This is a genomic window from Floridaenema aerugineum BLCC-F46, from assembly GCF_041929345.1.
Classification (GTDB): Bacteria; Cyanobacteriota; Cyanobacteriia; order Cyanobacteriales; family Aerosakkonemataceae; genus Floridanema; species Floridanema aerugineum.
Map to the genome: position 1 here is coordinate 1 of NZ_JBHFNQ010000173.1, position 21,721 is coordinate 21,721.

General features: G+C 43.2%; 23 protein-coding genes and 1 pseudogene. 4 read left to right on the forward strand and 20 right to left on the reverse strand.

Features of this window, described 5'->3' with window-relative positions; all coding sequences use genetic code 11:
* From ACE1CC_RS22560 to ACE1CC_RS22570, 3 genes and pseudogenes are all read right to left on the reverse strand, one after another.
* Positions 1 to 459 (reverse strand): annotated as a pseudogene (locus ACE1CC_RS22560) (RNA-guided endonuclease TnpB family protein); the annotation flags it as partial.
* Positions 460 to 832: 373 nt separating this feature from the next.
* On the reverse strand, positions 833 to 2,248 hold the full coding sequence (rodA, locus tag ACE1CC_RS22565) for a rod shape-determining protein RodA (RefSeq protein ID WP_413272686.1): 1,416 nt from the start codon (positions 2,246 to 2,248) through the stop codon (positions 833 to 835).
* Positions 2,249 to 2,486: 238 nt separating this feature from the next.
* On the reverse strand, positions 2,487 to 3,557 hold the full coding sequence (locus ACE1CC_RS22570) for an Mrp/NBP35 family ATP-binding protein (RefSeq protein WP_413272687.1): 1,071 nt from the start codon (positions 3,555 to 3,557) through the stop codon (positions 2,487 to 2,489).
* Positions 3,558 to 3,747: 190 nt separating this feature from the next.
* On the opposite strand from ACE1CC_RS22570, the gene ACE1CC_RS22575 reads away from it, so the two are divergent.
* Entirely contained in the window at positions 3,748 to 4,536 is a 789-nt protein-coding gene (locus ACE1CC_RS22575) for an SDR family NAD(P)-dependent oxidoreductase (protein WP_413272688.1), read from the forward strand.
* Between the two features lie 8 nt (positions 4,537 to 4,544).
* Here the strand turns inward: ACE1CC_RS22575 and ACE1CC_RS22580 are convergent, their stop codons facing one another.
* Positions 4,545 to 5,033, reverse strand: coding sequence for an SRPBCC family protein (locus ACE1CC_RS22580; protein ID WP_413272689.1), 489 nt, complete (start codon positions 5,031 to 5,033; stop codon positions 4,545 to 4,547).
* Between the two features lie 453 nt (positions 5,034 to 5,486).
* On the opposite strand from ACE1CC_RS22580, the gene hemF reads away from it, so the two are divergent.
* Both hemF and ACE1CC_RS22590 read left to right on the forward strand, forming a co-directional pair.
* Positions 5,487 to 6,515, forward strand: a complete 1,029-nt coding sequence (hemF, locus tag ACE1CC_RS22585) for an oxygen-dependent coproporphyrinogen oxidase (RefSeq protein WP_413272690.1) — start codon at positions 5,487 to 5,489, stop codon at positions 6,513 to 6,515.
* Between the two features lie 247 nt (positions 6,516 to 6,762).
* Positions 6,763 to 7,131, forward strand: coding sequence for an STAS domain-containing protein (locus ACE1CC_RS22590; protein WP_413272691.1), 369 nt, complete (start codon positions 6,763 to 6,765; stop codon positions 7,129 to 7,131).
* Between the two features lie 119 nt (positions 7,132 to 7,250).
* Here the strand turns inward: ACE1CC_RS22590 and ACE1CC_RS22595 are convergent, their stop codons facing one another.
* Positions 7,251 to 7,865 carry a chromophore lyase CpcT/CpeT gene (locus ACE1CC_RS22595; protein ID WP_413272692.1) on the reverse strand — a complete coding sequence of 205 codons (615 nt, stop codon included), beginning with the start codon at positions 7,863 to 7,865 and terminating at the stop codon, positions 7,251 to 7,253.
* Between the two features lie 158 nt (positions 7,866 to 8,023).
* Between ACE1CC_RS22595 and psb29 the strand changes: the two genes are divergently transcribed.
* The gene (gene psb29, locus ACE1CC_RS22600; RefSeq protein WP_413272693.1) at positions 8,024 to 8,749 is read left to right on the forward strand and encodes a photosystem II biogenesis protein Psp29; all 726 of its coding nucleotides are present in this window, start codon (positions 8,024 to 8,026) and stop codon (positions 8,747 to 8,749) included.
* 165 nt (positions 8,750 to 8,914) lie between these two features.
* Here psb29 and ACE1CC_RS22605 read toward each other — a convergent pair whose 3' ends face one another.
* From ACE1CC_RS22605 to ACE1CC_RS22675, 15 genes are all read right to left on the reverse strand, one after another.
* The gene (locus ACE1CC_RS22605) at positions 8,915 to 9,409 is read right to left on the reverse strand and encodes a glutathione peroxidase (protein WP_413272694.1); all 495 of its coding nucleotides are present in this window, start codon (positions 9,407 to 9,409) and stop codon (positions 8,915 to 8,917) included.
* Between the two features lie 244 nt (positions 9,410 to 9,653).
* On the reverse strand, positions 9,654 to 10,406 hold the full coding sequence (locus ACE1CC_RS22610) for a phycobilisome rod-core linker polypeptide (RefSeq protein WP_413272695.1): 753 nt from the start codon (positions 10,404 to 10,406) through the stop codon (positions 9,654 to 9,656).
* Positions 10,407 to 10,451: 45 nt separating this feature from the next.
* A complete protein-coding gene (locus ACE1CC_RS22615) occupies positions 10,452 to 11,201 on the reverse strand; it encodes a phycobilisome rod-core linker polypeptide (protein WP_413272696.1) in 750 nt (249 codons plus the stop codon).
* Between the two features lie 90 nt (positions 11,202 to 11,291).
* Entirely contained in the window at positions 11,292 to 12,131 is an 840-nt protein-coding gene (locus ACE1CC_RS22620) for a phycobilisome rod-core linker polypeptide (protein WP_413272697.1), read from the reverse strand.
* A 99-nt stretch (positions 12,132 to 12,230) separates the two neighbouring features.
* Entirely contained in the window at positions 12,231 to 12,839 is a 609-nt protein-coding gene (locus ACE1CC_RS22625) for a HEAT repeat domain-containing protein (RefSeq protein WP_413272698.1), read from the reverse strand.
* An 81-nt stretch (positions 12,840 to 12,920) separates the two neighbouring features.
* Entirely contained in the window at positions 12,921 to 13,751 is an 831-nt protein-coding gene (locus tag ACE1CC_RS22630) for a HEAT repeat domain-containing protein (protein WP_413272699.1), read from the reverse strand.
* Between the two features lie 20 nt (positions 13,752 to 13,771).
* A complete protein-coding gene (locus ACE1CC_RS22635; protein WP_413272700.1) occupies positions 13,772 to 14,029 on the reverse strand; it encodes a phycobilisome linker polypeptide in 258 nt (85 codons plus the stop codon).
* A 65-nt stretch (positions 14,030 to 14,094) separates the two neighbouring features.
* Positions 14,095 to 14,958 (reverse strand): phycobilisome rod-core linker polypeptide, encoded by an 864-nt coding sequence (locus ACE1CC_RS22640; RefSeq protein ID WP_413272701.1) that lies wholly within the window; start codon positions 14,956 to 14,958, stop codon positions 14,095 to 14,097.
* Positions 14,959 to 15,080: 122 nt separating this feature from the next.
* Entirely contained in the window at positions 15,081 to 15,569 is a 489-nt protein-coding gene (cpcA, locus tag ACE1CC_RS22645) for a phycocyanin subunit alpha (RefSeq protein WP_413272702.1), read from the reverse strand.
* Between the two features lie 95 nt (positions 15,570 to 15,664).
* Positions 15,665 to 16,183: a phycocyanin subunit beta gene (locus tag ACE1CC_RS22650; protein WP_413272703.1), complete on the reverse strand. Its 519-nt coding sequence runs from the start codon at positions 16,181 to 16,183 to the stop codon at positions 15,665 to 15,667.
* A 702-nt stretch (positions 16,184 to 16,885) separates the two neighbouring features.
* Positions 16,886 to 17,863, reverse strand: a complete 978-nt coding sequence (locus tag ACE1CC_RS22655; RefSeq protein ID WP_413272710.1) for an RluA family pseudouridine synthase — start codon at positions 17,861 to 17,863, stop codon at positions 16,886 to 16,888.
* A gap of 85 nt (positions 17,864 to 17,948) precedes the next feature.
* Positions 17,949 to 19,289: a hypothetical protein gene (locus ACE1CC_RS22660; protein ID WP_413272704.1), complete on the reverse strand. Its 1,341-nt coding sequence runs from the start codon at positions 19,287 to 19,289 to the stop codon at positions 17,949 to 17,951.
* A 225-nt stretch (positions 19,290 to 19,514) separates the two neighbouring features.
* Positions 19,515 to 20,000, reverse strand: a complete 486-nt coding sequence (locus ACE1CC_RS22665) for a DUF2721 domain-containing protein (protein ID WP_413272705.1) — start codon at positions 19,998 to 20,000, stop codon at positions 19,515 to 19,517.
* Positions 20,001 to 20,007: 7 nt separating this feature from the next.
* Positions 20,008 to 20,802 (reverse strand): uroporphyrinogen-III C-methyltransferase, encoded by a 795-nt coding sequence (gene cobA / locus ACE1CC_RS22670; protein ID WP_413272706.1) that lies wholly within the window; start codon positions 20,800 to 20,802, stop codon positions 20,008 to 20,010.
* Positions 20,799 to 21,587, reverse strand: coding sequence for a sirohydrochlorin chelatase (locus tag ACE1CC_RS22675; protein ID WP_413272707.1), 789 nt, complete (start codon positions 21,585 to 21,587; stop codon positions 20,799 to 20,801). The genes cobA and ACE1CC_RS22675 overlap by 4 nt, the downstream gene beginning before the upstream one ends.
* Between the last annotated feature and the right edge of the window lie 134 nt (positions 21,588 to 21,721).

The following is a 21,721-nucleotide window of genomic DNA, read 5'->3' on the forward strand; positions in this document are numbered from 1 at the left end:
GACTCGTTTTATCTGCTCTAATTGGTAGAAGTTCAGATCCCACGTTCCTTTGAGTTTTAACTTGCCAATCCCTTTCTTATCGGTAAAGGTGATTTGTTTCCTAGTTTCAGAAAGTGACCATCCCGAAGTTTTGTACTCAACCGAACGACAGTTTTTCTTAAACTTTGGATAGCCTTTTTTCCCAGGAACAGACTTTCGGCAATTATCATAAAATCGAGCAATTGCTGAATACGCCCATTCCACTGCAACTTGGCAAGCATGAGAGTTTAAAGCTTTCACAAAAGGGTACTCTGCTCTTAATGCCGTGTTGTGACGATACAATTCTTTCTGTCCTACTCCCCGATTGTCCATCCAAAAGCGGAGGCATTTGTTGCGGACAAATTGAGCAGTCCTAATTGCTTCATCAATGGCTTTATATTGAGTTGTTTTCCCTTGTGCTTTCAACTCTAAAACGATCATCTGACGTGGAAAACCTCTACGGCGATTAGCTTAACACAACTAAAGCCGCCCTACAAGGTGTTCCTGAGCCTGCCGAAGGACGGGGCTTGTATCCCCTTGTTTTTGGTCAAAGGCAGATGAGGTGGGGAGTTATATCAAATCCCTAAATGTTTGCTACACATCAATCTCCGCGTCGCCGTGTCGCCGCGTCCCCGTGTCAATCATTTGTAGCAAACTTAAGAAGAAACAATATTAGGGGGTAGGGTGAAGTTAGATGTATTTGAATTGTTTCACCCCATATAACCACCTTTTCCCAGTCCCCAGTACCCAGGCTTCGACGTGAGCGACTTCGGCGTGAGCTCAGTCGAACGCTCAGCCGAACGTCCCCAATCCCCTAAAACTTAAGTCGCTGTCGATAATTTGCCACTGATTGTACCAATCCGATCGCAATAAATTGAGTCAAAATAGCCGATCGCCCGTAACTCACCCAAGGCAAACTCTTCCCAGTTACAGGTGCCATGCCAATAGTCATACCGACATTAACAATCACCTGAAACACAATCATTACCAAAACACCAATAACTAACAGAGAACCAAAATTATTCTTAGAACTCTCAGCAATGATCACCAAACGTAGACAGAGGAACCAAAAAGCCAGCAAAACCGCCATACAACCCACAAAACCCAGTTCCTCGCCAATAGCGGAAAAAATAAAATCTGTATGTTGTTCAGGAACAAAATTTCCTTGAGTTTGAGTTCCATGAAACAGACCCCTGCCCCAAAGTTCACCAGAACCGATCGCAATCCGAGATTGAATCAAGTGATATCCCGCACCTAAAGGATCTTGTTCCGGGTGCAAAAAGTTAATAATGCGATTTTTTTGATAATCCTTCAACAAACCCCAAAAAATCAGCCCAGCTTCACCACCGATTAAATTAATCCCTACTGCACCCACCGCACCCCTGATCGGCCAAGGTAAACTTTTCCAGCCAATCAATGCCATTAATGCTGACCACGCGCACCATCCCGGTAAATAAACATTAAACAAAACTGCTGAGACAAGAGGAGAACTCAGTAAGATCAACCAACCGGGATTCACATTAGCCCAGTAAAGCATTCCCACAGTAATCGCACCAAAAACCAAAGAAGATCCCAAATCTGGTTGTAAAAAAACTAAAATCCAAGGAACAGCTGTAATTCCCAAAGACCTGGTTAGAGAACCCATAGTCCCAGAATCTTTAGCACTTAACAACACAGCTAGAGTAATAATCAAAGATAACTTAGCAAATTCTGAAGGCTGAACATAGAAAGAACCGATCGCAATCCAACGCTGGGCACCTTTGGCACTTGTACCAGCAATCATTACCCAGATCAAAGACAGATTGCTAATCGCGAAGATCACCCAATGCCATTTAATCAAGTTTTCAAAACGCCAGCGAGCGCATAACAGCATTAAGCATAAACCGACTACAGTAATGAGGATATGTTCTGCCCATTTGGGGGCTTCTAAAAAGGCTTTAATAAAAATCAAACCAAAAGCCAGACCACCAATCAACCACTGCTGCCAATATTCATGAGCGACATATTGTGCTACCACCACTAATATCGTTAATACCGCTGTTAAACCAAACAAAGGCAAAACCCAAGACTGCCACCAGTCAGGCTTTATTTGATTGAGTTCTGTACTACGGATCATGATGCCGCCTAAAATGGAAAGTCCCACAGGCAGCAGAAACAGCCAAATGTCAGTTTGTTGCCAAGGTGAGACAATAGACTTCCAGCGAAATGATTTGATTGACTTCAACATCATGATTATTTAGATCGAACTCCAGGGAACAGAGCAATTTTAGATTTTATAGCAGAAGGCAAGGGGATTGGGGATTGAGAAAGTTTTGAGTTTTGAGTCAGAGAGTTTTGAGTAGGGACTGGGAAGAAGTGGGGGGGTGGGGAGGTAGGGGGGTGGGGGGAGTCGAAGAGGTAATTGGATTATTTCCCCCCATCTCCCCTAATCGAACCCATCTCCCCATCTCCGAGAGATCCAAGAGCTTCTAAGCTAGGGCAGCAACAGAAACTTTTGCGGCTATTTGTTTAGCAATCTGCGTTAAGGCTTTGGCAGAGGCAGAATCTGGGTCAGCAGCCACAATAGGTATACCGCGATCGCCACCTTGACGCAAGGGAATTTCCAAAGGTACACAACCAAGTAAGCTTACACCTAATTCCGTTGCGGTTTTTTCCCCACCACCAGAGCCAAAAATGTCATACTGGCGATCGGGCAAATCAGGAGGAATGAAATAACTCATGTTTTCCACAATGCCCAAAACTGGTACTCCCATCTGCTGGAACATCTTTAACCCTTTCCGAGAGTCCAACAAAGCCACATTTTGCGGCGTGGTAACAATCACAGCCCCCGCCATTGGCACTGCTTGCACTAAAGTTAATTGAGCATCCCCAGTTCCCGGAGGCATATCCACAATTAAATAATCCAGTTCCCCCCATTCCACTTGGTAAAGAAACTGTCGGATAATGCCATTAAGCATTGGGCCACGCCAAATCACAGGTTGGTCTTTATCAATTAAAAAGCCCATTGAAACCATCTTGACACCGTGATTAAAAGCTGGTTCCAAAACTTCCCCTTGTGGAGTTTGCCGTACCGCTACCTTCGCCTCGGAAAGTCCCAGCATTGTGGGGACATTAGGGCCATAAATATCGGCATCAATCATCCCCACCTTAGCGCCAGTTTGCGCCAAAGCGACGGCGACATTTACGGCGACAGTGCTTTTGCCTACGCCACCTTTACCACTGGAAACGGCTAAAATATTTTTTACCCCAGCGATTCCAGTGCGATCGGGGAGAGATTTTTGCTGCGGTGTTTCTGCGGTAACATCAACTTTGACATCCCTCACCCCAGGTAATTTTTTCACTGCCTTCTGGCAATCTTCCACAATAAACTCGCGCAAAGGACAGGCTGGAGTCGTCAACACAAGAGTAAAACTGACTAAGCCAGCATCAACCTTGACGTTGCGAATCATATTTAATTCCACCAGACTTTTGCGGAGTTCCGGGTCTTGGACTGGTCGCAATACTTCTAAAATTGTGCTGACATCGAGAACTTCTGACATTAGTGTTCTCCCCTTGTTTTTCGGGGTGTTTTGAGGTTAATTCTTTTAAAATCTTAACTAATGGTGGTCAGAGTCTAAACTGTCACGCATCTAAATTATTTATTGAGACAGTAGAGAGACCCCCGCAACTCTCGGAGCAGGGGAGCAATTTTTTCAGTTTCCAATAAACTAAACTCAATGGGGAGTAAAAATGGATCTACAACTGCAAAATCAAACTGCACTTGTGACTGCTTCTGCGGGTGGCATCGGTTTAGAAATTGCTCGCACCTTAGCCCGTGAAGGAGCTAGTGTGATTATTAATGGTAGAACATCAAACAGTGTCAACAGTGCAATTGAAAAAATTTCTTCCGATTATCCCCAAGCAAAACTCCTGCCCTTGGTAGCAGATAACGGTGTTGCCCAAGGCTGCCTTCATACGATCGCAGAATATTCAGAAGTTGATATCCTTGTCAATAATTTAGGTATTTATGAAGCAGTAGATTTCTTTGATACCACTGATGAACAATGGCTCAAAATATTTGAAGTAAATATTCTCAGTGGTGTGCGCTTGAGTCGGCATTATTTGCGAAAAATGTTAGACCGTAATTATGGGCGAATTGTCTTTATTTCCAGCGAATCAGCCATTAATCCTGCTATGGAAATGGTTCATTATAGCGCCACTAAAACTATGCAGCTTTCCATTTCTCGCAGTCTTGCCGAACTAACAAAAGGAACCAATGTAACAGTTAATTCAGTTCTTCCAGGTTCGACAAAAACTTCTGGAGTTGTGGAATTAATTCGAGATGTTTTTCCCGATGTTGATTATGAAATAGCCGAAAAACGCTTTATGAGCGAAAATCGTCCCACTTCCTTAATTGGGCGTTTGATTCGTACTTCAGAAATCGCTGATTTGGTGGCATTTGTGTCTAGTCCCTTAGCTTCTGCTATTAATGGTGCCAGTCTGAGAGTTGATGGCGGTTTGATTCGGAGTGTATTTTGAATCTCGCCTTATCTCAATAACGGCTTTTCCTCTGCTGCATCAGCTAATTGTGCCGCAACTCTTGCGGCGCTCGATCGAATTAAAGACCAAATTAATGGCGACAACCAGCCCTGTAAGGTGACAGAATAAGATATTTGAGTGCCACAGACAGTGGACTCAACTTTGTAAGTCACTCGTTCCTCCAGCCCTGGTAGAGCGATTATTCGGACACTCAATAATTCTCTGGGTCGGACTTGTTCGACAAAAATTTGAATGGGGATGGGTAGGATCGATCGCGTTATCGCCTGGTAAATCAAACCAGGTTTAGCTACCAATCCTTTAGGGACATTTGTGCTTGCTAACAAAGGATGCCAAGAAACATCCGCTAAATCCGTCATTTTCTGCCAAAGAGCATCCACCGATGCAGAACTCAGGGCTTTATACGTCCTGGCTAAAGAAACTCGGTATCTCTTTCGGACTCTTTTACGGACAGATTTGGAGAAAAAATTGGGAATCATAGCAATCCTCCCTTAGCAAGCCTCCAAGACAGCCTGATTGTATGCTAATTGTGTATTGGATAACATCCCCCCCTCAGAAATTTTTTGGTCGCTAACGCGGTAACAAGGGGACTCTTGGGACTCTTGGGACTCTTGGGACTCTTGGGACTCTTGGGACTCTTGGGACTCTTGGGACTCTTGGGACTCTTGGGACTCTTGGGACGATTAGAGAATTTATGACTCTTGGGACTCTTGGGACTCTTGGGACTCTTGGGACTCTTGGGACTCTTGGGACGATTAGAGAATTTATTCTGTTCCCTACTCTCGACTTCAAATGAGAATTTTTATCTTTTGCCCTCAATTAAAGTTAACTTAGTTGTTTATCCGTGAAGACCCGATTCGAGTTAATCTAAAAACGCTCTCTTCTTTCTCTAGGGCTATTCGTTTGCGTAATATTGGGATTTAAGTGTTTATATGACGGCTTTTTCAACTTCCGAAGTAACTTCCTCTAATTCTGTACCTCCAGCTGATTCCAAAGCTAGAGTTAGCCAGTTTATGCGCCAAATCCAAGATGAAATTTGTCAAGGTTTAGCAGCAGTAGACGGCGTAGGTAATTTCCAAGAAGATTCTTGGGAAAGACCAGAAGGCGGTGGAGGTCGTTCTCGCGTGATGCGCGAAGGTGCAGTTTTTGAGCAAGGCGGTGTTAACTTTTCGGAAGTTTGGGGCGAACATTTACCGCCCTCGATTTTGGCACAACGCCCGGAAGCTGCTGGACATGGTTTCTATGCTACTGGGACTTCAATGGTATTGCACCCCCGCAACCCTTACATTCCGACGGTACATTTGAATTATCGTTATTTTGAAGCAGGGCCAGTTTGGTGGTTTGGTGGTGGTGCTGATTTGACACCTTACTATCCTTTTGCTGAGGATGCGGCTCATTTCCACAAGACTTTTAAACAAGCTTGTGATGCCCACCATTCAGAGTACTATCCGACGTTTAAATATTGGTGTGATGAGTATTTTTACTTGAAGCACCGTCAGGAAACAAGGGGTGTGGGTGGGATCTTTTTTGATTACCAAGATGCTCAAGGGGAATTGTATCGGGCAAGTAATACCGATGGGCTAGCAGCACTTCATAGTGCGAAGGTTGGTTCATTGACTCGCACTTGGGAAGAGTTGTTTGCTTTTGTTCAAGAGTGCGGTAAGGCATTTTTACCCGCTTATGTTCCGATCGTAGAACGTCGGCGTAATTTGGAGTATGGCGATCGCGAACGTAACTTCCAACTTTATCGTCGCGGGCGCTACGTCGAGTTTAATCTGGTTTACGATCGCGGCACCATTTTCGGTCTGCAAACCAACGGACGCACCGAGTCCATTTTGATGTCTTTACCACCTCTGGTACGCTGGGAATATGGCTATCAGCCAGAACCTAACACCCCAGAAGCCCAATTATATGAAACCTTCTTGAAACCTCAAGATTGGGCTAACTGGACTGCTTCCTAATGCAGAAGTCTGAGTTAAACTACTGAGATGAACAACCCAAAATTAAAGAGGTTATTCATTTTTGCCTCAGCCTGGGAACAATAGTAAGAGAAACAAAAAATACTATTTCCTATAACCGCAAAACTGTACAACTGTGGATCTTATAAATTTCATATTGGCACCCACTTACCAGGGATTGCTTGACGGTTTATAAGATTTAGGTTGTGTGCAAAAACTCCAAACTCTTACGATTTCAAGGGGAGGGTCAGTGATTCAGATCGAACAAAAAACCCACACGACCCAAGACGGCACTACTGTCATTGTCTTGACACCAGCAGGTCGCTTGGACATTACAACTGCGTGGCAATTTCGCCTAAAGTTGCAAGAATGTATTTCTAAACTCAGCCGTCATGTGGTCGTGAATTTGGGTCTGGTCAATTTTATCGACAGTTCCGGCCTCACGTCATTGGTGGCTGGAATGCGAGATGCAGATAAAGTTAAGGGGAGTTTCCGTATTTGTAGTGTGCATCCAGAAGCTAGATTGGTTTTTGAAGTGACGATGATGGACTCGGTATTTGAAATCTTTGAAACCGAGGAAGAAGCTTTAGAAGGTGTACCCCGCACCATTGCTACCTAGTGGCTCCAAGGCTCCAAGGAAAGAAAGGGAACAGGGAACAGGAACGGGGAACAAGATAAATTCTTCAATTTGCTCCCCTGCCCCTGGAGCCCAAAAGAACCCCTGGAGCCCCTTGCACTTCACAGGGCTATTTCAGAAGAAAAATCCAGGCGTTTGGTGAAGCGAAAAGGGCCAAGCAATGCTCCCCAAATCGCTTTTCCTGTCTGAGGATCTATACCTTTGTCATAACTGAGAAAGTGTTCGGGTGTGGCTTCAAATCCGAGAGAAACTTGGTAAGTTTCATTACGATAGGTGAAGCAGCAACGAGCATCTGGGGGTAAAGATGCTTGAAAGTGATAGGTTTGGGTGGTTAAAGAATTTTGCGTGACGTTAAGGGTACAACCGGGCAAGAATTCGATTTGCTCATAAGTTAAGGTTTTCAGCTTTTCTCGATCGCGCCCAGCCCCCTGTACTAATGCCGGGTCTTTGATCATGTAATACTGCACCTCAAGGGAGGAGTCAAGCTCAGTTCGTTCTCGCAGGCGAATGATTCGCGGTCGATAAGCTTGCTCTAAATTAACAATATTGGCTTGTTCAGCAAATAAGGTGATGCTATCTTCAGTAAACAAAGGTACAGGTCGCTGCCAAAGTCGCAGGTGAACGTACCAAGCTGGATCGGCGATCGCTTGTGCCTGATTGTCAAACTCACCTGCCATGTAACTAGCTAAAGCAATTAATTGGTCAGAAAATCTCATCTCAAGACCGGAGAATGGTCACAATTTTAAATTTTAAGCCAGTAATTAACTCAAAACTCAAAACTCAAAACTCAGAACTCAAAACTTCCCCCACCTTCTGCTTGGCAAAGTTACCCTTAAAGGAGACAATAATTTTAATTCCTCCTTAATTGTTTTCCGTGAACAACGTCCGCACTGTTTCAGATACTAAGCGAACTTTCTACTCCCTCCACACTCGCCCGATTAACACAATTTATCGGCGAGTGGTAGAAGAGTTAATGGTGGAAATGCACTTGCTTTCGGTCAATAATGACTTCAGCTATGACCCTATTTATGCTTTAGGGGTGGTGACTACCTTTGACCGCTTTATGCAAGGTTATCGCCCGGAAGCGGACAAAGAACCCATATTTGCTGCACTTTGTCAAGCGGTGGGAAGTGATGCCCAAACTTATAAGCAGGATGCTGAACGTTTAAGGGCTTTTGTGGCGCAGCGCTCGGCAAAAGATGTGATTGATAGCTTGAGTCAAGAGTCTTTGTTTGCTAATACCGGGGATTTACAAGGAACTCTGCAAGCGATCGCTAATAACCAAAAATTTAAATACAGTCGCTTGTTTGCTGTCGGTTTATTTAACTTAATTGAACAAGCAGATCCCGAATTAGCAAAAGATCCCAAACAAGTGACTGAAGCACTCAAAAAAATTAGCGCTGGGTTGCATTTACCAGAAGACAAAGTACAAAAAGATCTCGAACTTTACCGCAGCAATTTAGAGAAAATGGCTCAGGCATTAATAATAATGGAAGATGCCGTCAAAGCTGAACGCAAAAAACGCGAACAACGTGCTAGCGATAAAGGTGTAGTAGTTGCGCCTCCTAATGGGCAAAAAAGTTCTAGCGATGGTAAGTAAGCTAGTTGAATGAAAAAAGGCCGATCGTAAATCAGTTAATTTCAGTTGTTTTGAGGGGAAGTAAAATTAACAAAGGTTTTGCTTCCCCTCTAGTTTTTCTCAGGATGAGAATTGCCAAATTTTAGAGAATGACTATAAAAAGTTGACTCTAAAATTCTCGATCGCTTACAGCAACGCTTGAATATCTTTTGCCAAATCTTCCGGTTTTGTCATTGGAGGATAGCGTTTAACAACGTTTCCACTACGATTGACAAGAAATTTAGTGAAGTTCCACTTAATTCCCTCTGTACCTAAAAAACCAGGTGCAGCTTTAGTCAAATATTGGTATAGCGGATGGGCATTTTTCCCATTCACTTCAATTTTCTGAAAAAGTGGAAAGGAAACTCCAAAGTTAGTTTCACAAAAAGACTGAATTTGGTTTGAGTTTCCAGGTTCTTGTTGTCCAAATTGGTTACAGGGAAATCCTAAAACAACTAATCCTTGGCTAGCATATCGATCGTATAACTCTTGTAATCCTTTATATTGAGGTGTAAAGCCACACTGACTAGCAGTATTTACAATTAGTAAAATTTTATCCTTATAGATATTCAACGGAACTAAGTTTCCGTCAATAGTTGTTGCAGAAATGTCATAAATTGATGCAGGTGCTTGTGCTGTCATTGGTTCACACATTGAAACATTACTTAAAGATCGTACTATGTGTTTTTAATCATGAGGCGATCGGCTAACAATTTTATGAACCATACTTCAAACTACCGCAATTAATACAACAACTGGGTCTAAACCGCTGAGATGATAACAACTAATCACATATTAGTTAACTATCTCCCAAAGGTCAGACCCAGCTATGATTTTGGATTTTAGATTTTTGATTTAACCCACAAAATGCGGATAAAAATCTTGATTAGCGTCTTGGTACTTTGTTCAGGTAATCGATGCTGGAAGCAGGGATATTTTGAGCATAATACCGTTTGGTGTTAACTGCTGCTGCCATATCTTTGAACTTGCCAGGATCGCCTTCTGGTAAACGGCGCTGTTGGTACTTAGCGGTGTAGTATTTCTCCAAGGTAAAGCGCCAGTCGGTAGTAACTGTACCTGCTTTTTCTTGGAAGTCTTCGCCGTAGCGAGGAGTTACCAAGTTGAAAGGACGACCTTCCATGCGCTTGCGTTGGTAAGGTACGGTGAAATCACCAAAAGCGTTGGTGTATTCATCGCTGTCCAATAAAGCATCAACAAAACCGTTAAAACCTTTGGTAGCAATTACAATTGACCAAGCGATTTCTTCGTCTTTGTTGTAAGGTGTGCGACCTAAAAAGCGTTTGAGACAGATTTCCACCAAGCGATAGTTGTTGTTAACGGAAACAACTAAACGGTAGAAAGCTTCCGATTTTGCCAATTCCCGAATCAAGTCACGGACTGTAATGGAACGGTTGGCGAAACGAGTTTCTACGGTGATTTGACGGTTGAATTTGAGGATTTCGTGTTCGCTGAAAACTTGGCGATAAGCTGCCCAAATTAATTCTCTGATTTCAGCAGGAGAAGCGGCATTTTCTAGGCGATAGATATAAGGTGTATCTTCGTTGAGATCCGCGATTCCAAAACTTTTAACCCGCTGGTTTTGAGATGATGGTTTGTATGTGAGCAACGGCAGAGCCATGCAATAATCTCCTAATTTAGTAAGATTGGCTGTGAATGGGATTACCTATTTACGGGCGGGGAAAGATGCCACTGGGTTAATTGATACGCGAGTGCCTTCTGGCTTATTATCCCTGGTTGTGTCAGGAATTTTGATGTTCGCGGTGTCAACTTTGGTAGTTTGGGTGACAGGGGTGATCTTGAGCGATCGCGCCATGTCCAAAAAGTTCCCCACAGCGCCCCATTTGTAACGTGCGTCCTCTTGTTTGTCACGCCAGTAGCCAGCGTAGCGAGGTGTTACCAAGTTGAAGGGACGGTCTTTATACCGACGACGTTGATAAGGTACTGTATTGTCACCAAAGTTAGTTTGATACTCTTCGCTATCAACTAGTGCGTCAATAAATCCGCCAATGCCTTTGGTCGCAATTTTAATTGACCAGGCTATTTCTTCATCTTTATTGTATTGGGCACGTCCCAAAATACGTTTGAGGCAAACTTCTACGACGCGATAGTTAGAGTTTGTTTCCACAACTAAGCGATAAAATGCCTCGGTTTTTGCCAATCCCCGAATGAAATCGCGCACAGTAATAGAGCGATTTTTCAGTTGAGATTCTAAACCTGGTTGGCGAAAACGTTTGAGGATTTCATGTTCGCTGAAGACTTGGCGATAAGCTGCCCAAATTAATTCTTGGATGTCAGTTTCATCAACACAATCTTCTAGACGATAGATATAGGGTGTATCTTCGTTGGGTACTTCATAACCCGCTACTCGCTGATTTTGCGATGAGGGTTTGTAAGTTAGCAAAGGTATTGACATGAGTCTCTTTTTGTGTTTTGAGTTGTTTGCTGGGTGAAAAATTTTAGATTTGGATTTAATCTAAAATTTAAACCCTAAAATCTAAAATTACTAGACTTTAGGATCAGCAGGGATGTAGCTGTAGGGAAGGGAAACTTCCGTGCGGCTTACTGATGGTTTAACTGTGGCACCTTTGCGAGTCATTTCGGGAATTTGGACGCTTCTAGCGGTGTTAATTGCCCGATCGCGATCGCGCTGAAAGTCGATTTGTGGTGTGGCTATACTCTTAGCCATTTCCAGAAATGAAGTGGGAATAGCGGAACGCACTGAGCGTCTTTCTAGGTTTCCTTGACCGGAGACTTTTACTTCGTAGTAGGTACGACCTTCTATAGCAATTTGGCGAGTGCGCCAATAATCGCTATAACGAGGATTAACTAAGTTAAAAGGTCTTTCGTTGAAGCGACGGCGTTGATAAGGAACAATGTCATCACCGAAGTTTTGGGCATATTCTTCGCTATCAACAATGGCATCAATAAAGCCATGTAATCCCTTGGTAGCAATTACAATTGACCAAGAGATTTGCTCGTCTTTGTTGTATGTTGCGCGTCCTAAGAAGCGTTTGAAAGTGATGTCAACTAACCGATAATTCGAGTTAGTATCAGCAACTAATTCTCGGTAAACTTCGGATTTGCCTAATCCGCGAATAAACTCTCTAACAGAAATCACTCGATTTCTTAGGAGAGATTCTAAGGATGGTTGACGGTGACTTTCTAAAATTAGATGTTCGCTGAAGATTTGGCGATAGCCAGCCCAAATTATGGCATCAATGTCTGCATCAGAAATGGCATCGGCCAGACGATACATTGGGGAATCATCTTCGTCAGGAACTTCGTAACCGGGTACACGCTGATTTTGCGTGGTGGGAGTAATTTCTAGGAGAGGTATTGACATTTTAACTAGTTCTCTTTTTCTAGTTGATTAGTCTTATGTCATTGGTCATTGGTGATTATTTGCTAACAAATAACTAAGGACAAATGACGAATGACGAAATTAGGAATTGATGGCTAATTGCACTCTAGCGCGAACGGCTAAGTCGGTTTCTGTTTGGCTCAAGGAGTGAAAATGTGACAAAACAAGCTTGTGGAAATCAGTTTGATTAGCCATTGTGTGCAAGCCAACAATTGCTGCGTAGCGAATCGACCAATCGGTGTCTTGGCAGATTTCTACTAATGTTTGAAAAGCTCTTTGTTGGGCAAGTTGTATTTGGCTAGATTCAAGTTGATTCCAGTGCAAATTTCCCAATCCTTTGCTTGCAGCACGACGGACGCTAGGGGCGAAGTCGTTTTTGGCGGCGTTGAGTAAAACTTCTAGGGCGCGGGGGTCTGCGATCGCAGCTAAAGCGCGAATCGCATAAGCTCTAGCACCATAGTTATACCCATCAAGCAGTTCTAATAATAGAGGTACTGCTGTTGCTCCCATTTGAACTAGTCCGGCGACTGCTGCCAGTGCTGCTCCGGGGTTGTTATAACCTAAAGCAGCGATTAATGTGGGAATTCCCGCTTCCGATCGGGCGGCTGCTAGAGTGTTGACTGCTGTAATCAGGCGTTCTGGTGAATCTGCTTGTTCTACAGCTTGAATTAGTTGCTGATGATCGGTCATTTGGTCAAAAGATTTTAGATTTTAGACTTTAGATTTTAGATTTAATCGAAAATCGAAAATCCAAAATTGACAAATAACAGACTATAACAGCGAATCCATCAAAGTCATAACTCTGATGGCTGCGTCATTAAGCGATTGCGCTTGTTCTGGGTTAAGTTGGTGTTCGAGAATGCCTTTGAGGGCAATTAATTTGAAGCTGTTTTCTGTTGCGGAAGTAGCGATCGCTTCTGCTGCTGGTAAATAACCAATTGCACCTAAGTCTGAGAGTGCGACTCGACGCAGTTGAATATCCTTTCCTGACAAAGCTTGTACCAAGCGTTCCCCGTAGATCGGATCTTGGGTCAACTGATACATAGCTCTAGTAGCGGAATACTGAACTCGTGCGACTGGGTGTTCGAGGAAGGGTTGAATCAAAGGGATAGCTGTTTTGGCTCCCAATGCGCCCAATGCTTCCATGACTGCTTCGTAAGGCTGAGCTAGGTGGGGTCTTCCCGGTATTGGCACTGCGGCAGCTAAACCACCAGATAGCAGCTGCTCCAGCACTGGTATACAACTTGGATCGCCCAATTTGCCCAGCGACTGTGCAGCTGCTTCGCGCACGTAGAAATCAGAACAATCCAAACATTTAATTAAGCCTGGTGTTGCTCTAACATCTCCCAGTTTTCCTAATGCCCTAGCTGCGTTGCGTCGGAGGGGATAACCGCCTAACTCTGTGCGATCGGCTTCATCTTCTAAAGCTGCAATCAGAGCTTCTATTGCCGCTGGTTCTCTCACCTGAAACTTACCCAGCCACCAAGCTGCATAGTAACGCAGACTTGTGTCTTCGTGGCTCAGGTTGGCGATCGCTTGCTCTACGGTAAGCGATGGGGAATCTCCCTGTGCGCCTATTCTTTCAGGATCGGATTCCTGCATAGCTTATAATCAAGTTTCCCCTATTCTTCTGCTTTGGCGGCTTCTTCTGCACCCATTGCATGAATGCCGACGATTTTGCCACCTAAGCGGGTGATGCGCCGCATTTCTTCATTCATGCGGCTATAGGGTACGGTGACAAACACACTACCGCTACGACGAATAGAGTAGTTGTTTTTGTCAGTTTCGTCGTTTTGACGTAACCCAACGACTTCGTAACGAAAAACGCGGCTACCAGAGGGTGTATTAGCAGCGCTACCGATAGCGGTTTGACCGAGCATTTAATTCCTCCAATTCCCTAAGTTACGATTTTTCAAATCGAAAATCGAAAATCGATTGACTATTTTTAAGCTTGGGTAACGCTAATGATTTTGCCGCCAGCGCGAAGAACTTGTTGCATTTTGTTGGACAAGTTTTCGTAGGGTACCAAGTAGGCGACGCTGCTGCGACGTACTCCGGGGTATCCTGGTTGGCGAATGCCTGCAACTTCGATGCGATACACGCGACCACTTTCGCCGTAGGAACCACCCAAACAGTTGCGAGGTGCAATATCGCTCGAAGCGCTGTAGTATGACCAACTGCCTTCGCTACCCGAAGGTTTAACAATGGTTGTGGGTAAGTTCATTGCCAAGTCACGGGCGAGGCGAGAACTGCTGCCTTGAGCTTGGGCGCGATCGCTGTTTGCATAACCCCGGTACAACTTAAACATCCGGTTAAAACCGACTTGTTTTTGACCAGGTTGGGTTTCAAAACCGCGATAGAAGGGAACGATGTTATCGCCAAAGTTAGCAGTGTACTCTGGAGAATCGATATAAGAATCGATTTCTGCGTCGTAACCTTTTTCATTCCACAAATCGAGGTGGAAAATTACCTCAGATTCGTCATAAGGGGCACGTCCCAACAGATGTTTATAGTTGAGCTCAATGACCCTAGTTTGAAAGTTGTTGTAGAAAAACTTGGTTTTGTATAGCTCTGATTTTGCCAGGATGCGAACAAATTCTCTCACTGAGATGTTGCCATCTGTTAGCAAAGATTCCGCGCTGGTCAATCTTTCAGAAGCCATTAAATAGTCGTTGCCAAGTACCTGACGGTAAGCGGCGCGAATTACATTTTGAACATCTTCTTTGCTGGCATTGGGACGCAACTCTACTTTAGCGCTGTCGCTAAATGCTGAAGTTCCCAACCGAGATGCTGCTGCTGTTATCGCCACAATAATATATCTCCCAACACAACAAACAGAGCACTAGATTTAGATACAACAATGCCCGGAGAAGTACGCACCTGCTAGTTTCGCAGCTAGCAACTGCATACCTTTCCGGGCTATGCGATCGATTAGCTTAAAGCGTTGATCGCGTAGTCGATGTAGGTATTAGCTTCGCCTGCCGCTTGACCAGACAGACCGTGGTTAGCTTTGATGTATTTCAAAGCTTCTACGTACCAGCTGGGAGACAACTCAAATGCGCTGTTGATTTCATCCAAACCAGCAATCAAGTATTCGTCCATTGGGCCTGTGCCACCAGCAACCAAGCAGTAGGTTACCATGCGGAGGTAGTAGCCGATGTCACGAGCGCACTTGGCTTTGCCTTCGTTGGTAGAAGCATAGTTAGGCCCTTGCATTTGAGTGGTGTAGGGGAATTTGTTGTACACCGCTTGGGCTGCACCGTTGATTAGGCTTTGCGCGTTGTTGGTCAGAGCACGAGCAGCTTCCATGCTGTCAACTGCACGGTCAAAACGACCGCGAGCAGATTGTAATTCTGTGTTGCTCAGGAAACGGCCTTGGGTATCGGCTGCGGCGATCGCTTCGGTAATAGGGGTCTTCATGTCTTTAACTATCTCCCAACAATGAAATGCAGTTTTTTTTAAGGTTAGGCAGAAAATTTTGCCTGTTTTTTTTGTCCGATTGCTTAATTAATTAATTAAGCAACTGCAGCCGCAGCGCGATCGAAGTAGCTAGCTACTTCAGAGATTAATGCGCTGCAATCTCCTTTGCTGATACCGTTGGGGTCGTTAGCAATAGCGATCGCAGCATCTTTCATTTTTGCTACGCCTACTGCTACGGAAGAACCTGGAGTACCGAGAGCTTGGTATGTTTCACGCAGACCGTTCAAGCAGCGGTCATCTAATACGCTGGAGTCACCTGCGAGAATCGCATAAGTAACATAGCGTAAGATGATTTCCATGTCGCGCAAGCAAGCAGCCATGCGACGGTTGGTGTAGGCGTTTCCGCCAGGAGCGATCAGCTGAGGTTGCTCTGCGAACAAGGCGCGAGCAGCGTTAGCAACGATGGTGGAACCGTTGCTGGTAATGCGGTTCACGACATCTAAGCGCTTGTTGCCTTCTTTAACCATGTTGGTTAAAGCATCTAATTGTCCGGCGCTCAGGAACTCGCCTTTAGCATCAGCCTGAGAAACAACCTTGGCGAATGCGTCTAACATTTACTCAATCTCCTACTTGAATTGTTGTTGAGTGCGTTTTGCGGAAATTTTCGGAATCTCTGGTTCAGCTAACTCTTTTAAATTTGAATTAGCCTAGCAGGTGTCAGATTTCAGGCAACAAAACACTGTTTTGACCTTCTGACTTATGACTCGTTGATGAGTGTTCTTCATCTTTGTACAAGCATAAGGCATAAATCTGAGAAAAGTTCACCTTTTTATGAGAAACCAGCAAACTTACTTAACGAGTGTTTTGTGTAACTTTTGCCTGTCTTCTAGTCCCTACAGGTTATTTTTATACACTGCCTATTGTGATTTATTTATTACGAATTATTAAATACTTTAGCTAAGTATAGAGAAAGGCTGCAATTCCTTTATCTATTAGGGTTATCCAGCCTTATTTAGCCCATATTGTTTACAACTCTTAATAAATGGGGGTAATTTTCAATTCCGTAGGTGTTTTTTATATTTTCTTAATTATTGCCCTTAAGCTTTACTGGGAGAAGGTTTGGTGGTTAAATTACCTTAAAATTATATTTACAATATATATAGTTATGTGAAGAAAAGTTTACATAGCTATGTAAAATCCGGGCAAAATTTTCGCCAAATAGCTGGGGTAGGGGGAATTTTGGGACAGATGAGGAGTAGGAAGCACAGAAGCAAGGGCATAAGTCATCCCTCTTTGGGTAGATAAAATTGGCTAATTTAAATTTCAAATGACTTTGGGGGAAGACCGCAACGCCGCCGCAAAACTTCCCGGAGAGTCACAAAAGAATGGGGTGGTGGGGCGATCGCTTGGACTAACTCTCCAGTAACCGGATGTTGGAGGGAGAGTCGCCAAGCGTGTAAAGCTTGTCCGGGTAGGTTAACACCGACATCCCGCCCAGAACTGTAAACAGGATCGCCAACAATGGGATGACCGATGTGGGCGCAGTGAACGCGAATTTGATGGGTACGACCTGTTTCTAGCTGGAAGTGCATCAAAGTGTAATTTCCCAGGCGTTCCTTGACCCACCAGTGAGTGACTGAGGGACGACCGCCTTTTGCTTCTGGGACAACTGCCATTTTTTTCCGGTCTAGGGGATGACGACCGATCGGTTGGTCAACCGTTCCACTTTCGGTTTTGGTAGCGCCATAAACTACGCCTAAATATTCGCGACGGGCGGTTTTAGCTTTGAGTTGTGCTTGCAGGTGTTGGTAAGCTTGGTCAGTTTTGGCGATCGCGATCGCGCCTGTAGTATCTTTGTCCAAGCGGTGAACTATTCCCGGACGCTGGACACCGCCTATTTCAGCTAAGGGACAATGGGCTAACAAAGCATTAACGAGAGTTCCGTCGAAGTGTCCGGCGGCGGGATGAACCACTAAACCAGCAGGTTTGTTAATTATGAGTAAATGGTCATCTTCGTAAAGGATATCCAGAGGAATTGTTTCTGGTTTTAGTTCTGAAGTTGTAGCTTCGGGGATAGCGATCTGGATGCGATCGCCTGTTTTTACGGTGTGATTTTTGCTGGTACAAACGAAGCCATTAATTTGGACATTTGCTTGTTGAATTAGTTTTTGAATGCGCGATCGAGAAAGGTCTGGTACTTGACTAGCTAACCAAGCGTCTATGCGATCGGTTTGAGTTTGTTTGAGAAGATCGCTAGTTTCTTGAACTTCTAGTTCGAGGTGAGAGTGAGAAATAGTTTTTACCTGAATGCGTCTTTTTTATTGTAGTTCCCCAGATTCTCTCAGATCCCCGACTTCTTTAAGAAGTCGGGGATCTAAATCATTTAGATTTTTGAGAAAACCGCCACCATTGAGAGACAAAGTAACCGGAAATTAGACCGAGTGCTAAATAAACAATTAAGAAAGTAAAGCAGGTGAACCAACCATTATGAGGAGTTTGACTTAACTTTGAGGTAGTAGCTTCTTTAATTATAAATGGTGCGGAAGCAACGGCTGTAAAGGTAGAAGTACCAATAGTAGTACCGAGAAAGAGTACTGTATTTTGAAACTTGGTATTTTGACTAGCTATTTGGCGGTCTTGTTCGCCTCGAAGTAGTTCAATAAAAGTGCGGATACTATTAATGTATTTTTCTCTTACCTGTAATTGTGGCATTAATATCCGATAATCTTGTTCCATTTGCAACAGATAATCAGCAGCCGTAAATTCGCCGAATTCCTCGAAAATTTTGAGTTGAGTTATTCCGGTTTCTTCTGTTGCTTTACTTTTGATTATTCCTAAGCGATTTTGGTAGTTTTGTAGGTTTTGACGCAAATTTTGCAATTGCACTTTCAAACTTTCCAGTGCGATTGTATATTTAGCTAGAATATGCAAATTTGTCCTAATTTCGTGATTTAAGTAATCAAAGTTTCGTTCGATGTCGCTGATTTCAGGCCAGTTAATAATAGCTTCATTTATTTGGTTAGTTTCGGGGAAAATACCCTCTTGTATCAGCATTTTTCTAATGTTTATACTACTGCGATAGTTCCAATAAATTTTATGGCGGTAATAGAACAATAACATTAGTTCATATTGAAAAGTTTCAATCCTTTCTACTATTTTTTTCTGGGGACAAATACAAATTAGTACATTTTCATTTTCTGGGGTATTTGTCCAATCTTCTGGGGATTCCCAAATTTCAAAAACTGAAGCTCCTAAAAAGTGATTTCCGGGTCTCAGTTGTGGTTCTGTGGCATCTTTTCTAAATGACTGGTAAGCTTGTTTAGCTGCTTTTTCTTTGTCTTGATCGGTGGCGGAGTTTACATAGCCTAAAATCAGCCATGTTTTGCCTATAGTGCCTTGAGCTTCTAGTTTTTTCTGAAATTTATAAAAGCAATCATAATTTTGGGGATTTTCTTTATCTTTAGTACTGCAACAAACTAATAAACTATCTGTATCTCCCAAGATGTAGTGGCGATAGAAACCTGTTACGCCTTCGAGATCTTCTAGGATAAAGGGGTAGTTTCTTTCTGGGTTGCTATGTGCTTCTTGGTCAAGTTTGAGACGATCGCGCAAACTTTCCCAGGATTGTTGCTCGGGGGTTGGTTGAATGTCTTCCTGTATTTCTCTCAGGCTGTAGACAAATAGGAATAGATGTGGGTAATAGATCGACAAGGGCTGCACAGAAATGTTGTCCAATCATATACACTATAATCTTTTTTTGATTAAGCCAACACCCTGAAGAAAAAAGGAGTTTTTTCTTGGATATTGCTGAGGGTATGGCTTCTAGTTGCACCGCTAACTTTCTCTCTACAGACAGATTAACACAAATTTTTGAGGTAAGTTGAGGGTTGTTTCCCCCTGTATCGAATTTAAAGTTTAAGTTTTGCAACTAAGTGTTTTTTTCTGTTAACCTTCATCTTTAACTTCTACTAAGATGACTCTGGAAGATATAAAAATATCTAAAGCCATACAGGTAACACCGCATAAAACTAAAAACATTCCGCTTAAAAATAAATAGATGGGTATGCCTTGAATAAGGGGATGAGTAATGGGGAAGTTGATGGCGATCGCAAATGAACTCAACACAAAACAGATTACGGCTAAAATATGGCACAAAATGGCGTTTCGCACGTACCATGTGGCGCGTAATAAAGCATCTATCTGAGTGTTGATATGACCTAATCTGTTGCGATCGAACTGGGCCAAATTCCCCTGTTCCATCAGTTGTCGATTATGATGTCTTTTTTCATCGTTGAGTAATCTAATTCTGGTTAAAAGTGCCACATATCGGGAACTTAATCCTAAAAAAAATAAGGCACTGGAGGAAATCATTACTGCTGGAGCCAATATAGTTTGAATTACTTGAGTTGAGGTAATTCCACTAACAGCCATTGTTTGTTTATATAGATGGACGAGCTACTGACAGTATACTATGTAGGTTTACGACGGCACCAATTATGGCGATCGCTGGGGCGCTGAACTGAGTTGTTTCTACTTGTTCAACGATTGTTTCTAGGGTGCCAATTAGTTCTTCTTGTTCTGGTCTAGTACCCCAACGAACTAAGGCTACGGGTGTATTTGCTGCTAATCCAGCTGTTAGTAATTTTGGCACAATTTGGGCTAAATTATGTACGCCCATGTATATTACAATTGTTTCGGAACCTTGCGCGATCGCAGACCAATTTATGTCAGTACGATATTTTCCGGCGCTTTCATGACCAGTAACAAAGGTGACTGAAGAACTATAATTTCGATGCGTCAGGGGAATTCCGGCGTAAGCTGGTGCGGCAATTCCTGATGTTATCCCCGGAATTACTTCTACTGAAACTCCGGCATTAATTAAGTCTTCCATTTCTTCGCCGCCACGACCAAACACAAAAGGATCGCCACCTTTGAGGCGGACAACTATTGCTTGAGTTTGGGCTTTTTCAATTAATAATTTAGTTGTTTCTTCTTGTAATAATGAGTGTCTACCCATTCTTTTTCCCGCATCAATTTTTTCGGCTTGCGGGTTAATCATTGCCAAAATTGAAGGGCTAACAAGTGCGTCATAAATTACGACATCGGCACATTGTAAAAGTGCTTTTCCTTTAAGTGTCATTAAACCAGGATCTCCTGGGCCTGCACCGACTAAATATACTTTCCCCAAATATGTTGTCCTCTCTTGTGTAATTTCTAATGTGTTTTGATTCATTTGCTCGTTAAATCCCAGATTAATTCTGCTAATTCAGAGGTGGCTCCCAAGGGTTTTGCTAAATGAAATTTTACCGCTGGGTACTCTTGTTTAATTTGTTTGACTGATTGTGCGATCGCATCAGTAATTCCCCCATAAAATAGGAAATAAGGCAAAATTCCTATGCGTTTTTTTCCTTTAATTAGTAAAGTTTTTGCCTGAGATTCCCAACTTGGTGGTACTGACCAATAAGCTACTAATGCTCCTAATTGATTTGCTAATGCTTCCACTGGATAATTAGCACCTTGACGGCGGCTTCCATGAGATAACAAAATCCAGGCATCGGCGTTAAAACCATGCAAATTAGAAGTTAATACCTGACTTATTTGGGGATGAAATCCTAAGTAAGGTCGCACTTCCATTGTTAAGTCACAACCAAAATTTTCCCTTGCTTTTGTTACTTCTGCGGGGATATCTTCCATAACATGAACTCCCGGTAGCAGAAATAATGGCACTATTTGAATATGCTTGAAACCTGCGGAAGAAGCATATTTACCAAACTGTTGAATTTGTTCATGCAATGGTAAAGGTGCTAATTCTAAACAAGCTGTACCCACCAAGGGTTCTCTAACTGTTACCACATTAACAGATGAGTTTGTTAATATTTCGGTATTTGTGAGTTCCTGAGTTTTGGTGAGCATTTCCCCGCGTAATTTTTGGCAAAGCAATTGCGCTAATTGCTCTACGGCAGCTTGGGGACGAGGGTCACGACTTCCGTGAGTGACAAGTAAGTAAGCAGATAGCAAGGGCAAAATCCTAAATGGAAGCGTTGGCTCAGATATCTTTTTTTATAAATATCTTGGAGTTTCTGATTTTTCTGTATAAACTGTTTCTAATCTAAGTCTTTGGCATTTTGGTCTAGGTTTAGCGATCGAATATT